We start from the raw sequence: 5338 nt of genomic DNA, 5'->3' as shown, positions 1-5338 counted from the left end.
GGCGGATGCCTCGCCGCCGAGGTCACGGCCGACGCCGTGATCGACGCCCAGGTCGGCCAGCATCGCCGCCCAGCGGCGGTCGTTGTCGCCGAAGGGCGCGGACGCCGTCACGGCGATGCCCGGGCGGCCCGTGAAGTGGGTGAGGTACTCGACGAGCGTGTGGCGGTACATCCGCCCGCCCGCGAGCATCGCCTCGTACTCGTCCTCCCAGTCGTCGCCGGGCAGGAACCCGCTCGACACGATGCGCAGCACCGTGCTGCCCGACGTGCGCGCCTCGACGAGGAACTCCATCGCGAAGAACCGGCCGTCAGGGCTCTCGGCGCCGCGGAACGCGAAGCGCCGGCCCGGCTCGTCGGCCACGATCGAGGACTCCTGGGCGTAGCTGCCCATGGTCGTGCGCACCACGCCCTGCTCGCGGTCGACCTCGGTCGCGCCCATGAACCACGAGCTGAGGCCCGGCCCGGTGGCGATCGCCTCCCACACGGTCTCCGGGGCGAGGTCGAACTCGTACTCGGCGGGCTCCTCGAAGCGGTGCGACATCCGTCAGCCGTCCTTCCTGGTCGGTTCGGCTCCCACTGCGCTGCGCGGCTCGGTGCTCGGATGCAGCGCCACCACCAGACGGTAGTCGCGCCCGCGCGCGGCGGACTCGTCGTGGTACTTGCTCACGAGCGCCAGAGCGGCGCCGGCGAGCTCCTCGGCGAATGCCGCGCGGGCGGCTGCCGAGGCGAATCGGATCTCGCCWTCGAGGGCGAACGTGGCGAGCGTCTTCTGCTCGCGCGTGGCCCCGGTGATGAGTGCCCCGACGTCCTGCACGAGCCGGGCGGCGAGCGACAGCAGCCACCGCGCCGAGAGCCGGTCGGGCGAGCGCGACGGATCGGGCCGCACGGCCGCGAGCGCGGCGGGGCTGATGACGTATGACGTCGCGGTCGCCTGCATCACGCGCTCGACGACGTTGCCCTTCTTGCGCTCCTCGACGAGCTCGATGAGTCCTCGTTCCTCGAGGGTGCGGAGGTGGTAGTTCACCTTCTGCCGGGGCAGGCCGAGGATGGCGCCGAGGGTCGTCGCCGAGTTGGGCTCGGCCAGTTCGGCGAGGAGCCGCGAGCGGATCGGATCGAGCGAGGCGATCGCGGCATCCGTGTCTTCGATGGCGATCACCTCGACGGGTGCGGCAGGTGCCGCGGGCACGACGGGCACTGCGGGAGCGGCAGCTGTGGTCATGACGCGGCGGGCTTGGGCCGCAGCGTGCGCACCACCACGCCGTTCGGGTAGTCGACCGAGTCGACCAGGTCGAACGCGATGCGCGTCGTGAAGAGCGGCAGGCCGCTGCCGAGCACGACCGGGTGCACGGTGAGGCGATACTCGTCGATGAGCCCGTGCGACGAGAGGTACTGCGCGAATGCCGCGCCACCCGCCGTGCCGATCGGCCCGCCGGGCAGCGACTTCAGCCGCGGGATCTCCTCCTCGGGGGCGGCCGTCGCGACCGTCGAGTTGCTCCACTCGGCCTGCGTGAGCGTGGTGGAGAAGACGACCTTGTGGACCGAGTTCATCACCTCGGCGATGGGACCCTCGGCGTTGGCCCAGGTCTCGGCCTGGCCCTCGTAGTTCTTGCGGCCCATGAGCATCGTTTCGAGCCCGCCGAGCAGCTGCTGCGTCGACGCCATGAGCTCGGGGCTGAAGTTCGGGAAGACCCAGTCGAGCCCTCCGTCGTCGGTGGCGACGTATCCGTCGAGGGACACGTTCATTCCGAGGGTCACCGTTCGCATGATCGACCTCCGTGTCGGGGTGAGCCTGCGCCGAAGGGATGTCTCCGAGTCCTGCTCACGTTTCAATGGTCCTACCGACAAGTTTATTTGTCAAGGAAGGTTTTCATGTCGGTTGCTACAGGTCGGCCAATGCATGATGATCCGGTGGATGGCCGCCGTAGGGCGGCGATCGGTCGGATTCTCATGCGGAATCGCGGTGCAGCGGATGCCGCGACCCAGCAGGCCGAGTATGCAGGATGAGCGCCCGCGTACCCGCCGGATCGCGGCTCAGCCGCCGCTCATCCTGCGAATTCGACGGCGACCGACGGATGCCGCGGCGCGGCCGCATCCGCAGGGCGCAGCCGGTGCGTCAGAGCGCGCCGGTCGCCGCCGTCTCGCGCACGGTGGGCGTTCCGTCGAACACGAGCAGCCGGTCGGCGAGCTTGTCGACGAAGAAGCGGTCGTGCGACACGACGATGACGGCGCCCGGGAAGTGCGTCAGCGCGCGCTCCATCACCTGGGTCGACGTGATGTCGAGATGGTTCGTCGGCTCGTCGAGCACGATCACCGCCGCCCCCGAGAGCAGGCACTGGGCGATCGCCACGCGGGCGCGCTGGCCGCCCGAGAGGGTGCCGATCTTCTGCTGCAGGTCGGCGTCGGAGAACTGCAGCATCGCCAGGAACCGGTTGACGCTCTTCTTCGTCGCCGTGAACGCGAGGGAGTCGGGGTACGCGTTCACCGCGTGCCCCACGGTGTCGTCGAGGTCGAGCTCGGCGTACACCGCGTTGTACGACACGAACCTGGCGCCCTTCGCCCAGCGCACGGTGCCGGCATCCGCTTCGGTCTCGCCGGTGAGCACGTCGAGCAGCGTCGACTTGCCCGACCCGTTCGAGCCGAGCACCGCAACGCGGTCGCCGCGCTGCAGGTCGAACGACAGGCCCTCGAACAGCGGCGTGCCGTTGAAGCCCTTCGACAGGCCGGTCACCGTGAGCAGGTCGTTGCTGACCCGCAGGCCGTCGTAGATCGAGGTGATGATCTGGTCGATCGGGCGGGGCGCCTGCCGCTTCTTGATGTCGGCGAGCCGGCGCGCGACCGCGTTCGACGGGTTGCGCGCGGCCTCGCGGCGGGCGGTGGAGGCGGCCTGCTCGTAGGCGAGCAGCTCCTCCTCGTGCGCGAACTGGCGCTCGAGCATCTTCAGCCGCGACTGCTTGGCGTGCACGTACGCGGAGTAGTTTCCTTCATATTCCTGAAGTCGGTGGTTCTCGATCTCGACGATGCGGTCGACGACGCCGTCGAGGAACTGCCGGTCGTGGGAGACCACGAGCACGGCGCCCGCGAAGCCGCCGAGCCACCCCTCGATCCAGCGCACGCCGTCGAGGTCGAGGAAGTTGGTCGGCTCGTCGAGCAGCAGCACGTCGGGCGCCTGCACGAGGATCTGCGCGAGCGCGGCGCGGTTGCGCCACCCGCCAGACAGCCGGTCGACGGGGAGGTGCCGCCGCTCCTCGTCGAATCCGAGGCTCGTGAGCACGGTGTCGATCGTGTTCTCGTACGTCCAGCCGCCGACGTGGTCCATGCGCTCGAACAGCTCGCCCTGCTCGACGAGCAACGCCGTCATCGCGGCATCCGTCATCGGCTCGGCCAGCTGCAGGCCGATCTCGTCGAGGCGCGCCTGCGTCTCGTGCACCGCCGTGAAGTGGGCGCTGAGGGTCTCGTACGTCGACTGCTCGCCGTCGAGTTCGGAGAACTGCGAGAAGTACCCGATCGTGGTGCCCAGCGTCACGTCGACGGTGCCGCTGGTGGGCTCGCGCCGCCCGAGCACGAGCTCGAGGAATGTCGTCTTGCCCGTGCCGTTCTTGCCGATGAGGCCGATGCGGTCGCCCGCCCGCAGCTTCAGGAAGGCCTCCCGAAGCACCGGCCGCCCGTCGAACTCCATGCTCACGTCGTTCAGGCGGATCAGGCTCACGGAAGGTCCTTGCGTTCGGAGGAGGAGGGTGTGGTGCGGGTGCGGATGACGCGAACGGCCAACTTTACCGGGCGGCATCCGCTGCCTGGCTGGGTACGCGCGAGCGCGGGCCTGTCCGCATGCACCAGACGCCCATCCGGAGGACGTAGGGTCGATGCACCGCCATCGTCGCCTCTCGAGAGGAGCCGCCTGCCATGAGCAGCGCCATCAGCAGCGAAACCGCCCTTGACGTCTTCGACCGTCGCGAGTCCGAGGTGCGCGGGTACGTCCGCGCATTCCCGACCGTGTTCGACCGCGCCACCGGCTCCACCCTCGTCGACGCCGACGGCCGCGAGTACCTCGACTTCTTCGCGGGCGCCGGCGTGCTCAACTACGGGCACAACAACCCGGCGTTCACGCGGGCGCTCATCGAGTACCTCGAGCGCGACGGCATCATCCACGGGCTCGACATGGCCACCTCGGCGAAGCGCGCGTTCATCGAGGCGTTCGAACAGCTCGTGCTCGCGCCCCGCGGACTCGACCACAAGCTGCAGTTCACGGGGCCGACCGGCGCCAACGCCGTCGAGGCCGCGCTCAAGGTCGCACGCCAGGCGACCGGGCGCTCCACGGTGGTCGCGTTCACGAACGCGTTCCACGGCCTCAGCCTCGGCGCGCTCGCCGCGACGGGCAACAGCCACTACCGCGGCGGCGCGGGCACCGGGCTCGACGACATCGCGCGCCTGCCCTACGACGGCTACCTCGGCGCCGGCGTCGACACGCTCGACCTGTTCGAGAAGATGCTCGACGACCCGGGCTCGGGCCTCGACCTGCCGGCGGCGGTCATCGTCGAGGCGGTGCAGGGCGAGGGCGGCATCAACGTGGCGAGCGCCGCGTGGCTGCAGCGCCTGCGCGCGATCACGGCCGAGCGCGGCATCCTGCTCATCCTCGACGAGATCCAGGCCGGCGTCGGCCGCACCGGCGCGTTCTTCGCGTTCGAGGAGTCGGGCATCGTGCCCGACATCGTGACCATCTCGAAGTCCATCTCGGGCTCGGGGCTGCCCATGTCGCTCGTGCTCCTGCGCCCCGAGGTCGACGTGTGGAAGCCCGGGCAGCACACCGGCACGTTCCGCGGCAACAACCTCGCCTTCGTGTCGTCGCGCGTCGCGCTCGAGACCTACTGGGCGGATGCCGCGTTCACCGACGCCATCGCCGCGAAGTCCCGGATGCTGCGCGCCGAGCTCGAGGCCATCGCCGCCGATCACCCCGCCCAGGCGTTCGTCGTGCGCGGCCGCGGCCTGATGTACGGCCTCGCCTGTGACGGCGACCGCACCCTGGCCGGCCGCATCTCGAAGGAGGCGTTCACGCGCGGCCTCGTGATCGAGACGTCGGGCGCCCACGACGAGGTGCTGAAGTTCCTGCCGTCGCTCACGATCACCGAGGACGAACTCAGCCGCGGCCTCGCGATCGTGCGCGAGAGCCTCGACGCGGTGCTCGCCGCCGGCTGAGCTACGCGCCGCAGAGCCGGCGACGCACCCAGGCCGCGGCATCCGCCTGCGCCAGCTCGCCCGAGCGCACGAGGCGTACGAACTCGATCGCCTCGTCGCTGAGGCGACCGTCGGCCGTGTCGGGCGCGTCCCGCAGCACCATGGTGGAG

The 5338-nt window shown here is 70.3% G+C and carries 5 protein-coding genes; 1 reads left to right on the top strand and 4 read right to left on the bottom strand.

The window, feature by feature from the left end:
- The 4 genes from AC1DY2_RS14735 to AC1DY2_RS14720 all read right to left on the bottom strand — a co-directional run.
- A partial coding sequence (locus AC1DY2_RS14735; protein WP_476763106.1) for an SRPBCC family protein occupies positions 1–540 on the bottom strand: 540 nt, incomplete at its 3' end.
- Positions 541–543: 3 nt separating this feature from the next.
- Positions 544–1218 carry a helix-turn-helix domain-containing protein gene (locus AC1DY2_RS14730; RefSeq protein WP_476763105.1) on the bottom strand — a complete coding sequence of 225 codons (675 nt, stop codon included), beginning with the start codon at positions 1216–1218 and terminating at the stop codon, positions 544–546.
- Positions 1215–1754 (bottom strand): dihydrofolate reductase family protein, encoded by a 540-nt coding sequence (locus tag AC1DY2_RS14725; protein WP_476763104.1) that lies wholly within the window; start codon positions 1752–1754, stop codon positions 1215–1217. Before AC1DY2_RS14725 ends, AC1DY2_RS14730 begins: the two co-directional genes overlap by 4 nt.
- Positions 1755–2112: 358 nt before the next feature.
- Complete coding sequence (locus tag AC1DY2_RS14720) at positions 2113–3705, bottom strand: ABC-F family ATP-binding cassette domain-containing protein (RefSeq protein ID WP_476763103.1); 1593 nt, start codon at positions 3703–3705, stop codon at positions 2113–2115.
- Between the two features lie 194 nt (positions 3706–3899).
- Here AC1DY2_RS14720 and ectB point away from each other — a divergent pair, with 194 nt between their 5' ends.
- Positions 3900–5189 (top strand): diaminobutyrate--2-oxoglutarate transaminase, encoded by a 1290-nt coding sequence (gene ectB / locus AC1DY2_RS14715; protein WP_476763102.1) that lies wholly within the window; start codon positions 3900–3902, stop codon positions 5187–5189.
- Positions 5190–5338: the final 149 nt, after the last annotated feature.

Source organism: Agromyces sp. P1_H4, from assembly GCF_056405255.1.
Note: the sequence above shows the minus strand (reverse complement) of the source record. Positions and strands in the feature narration are given on the sequence as shown.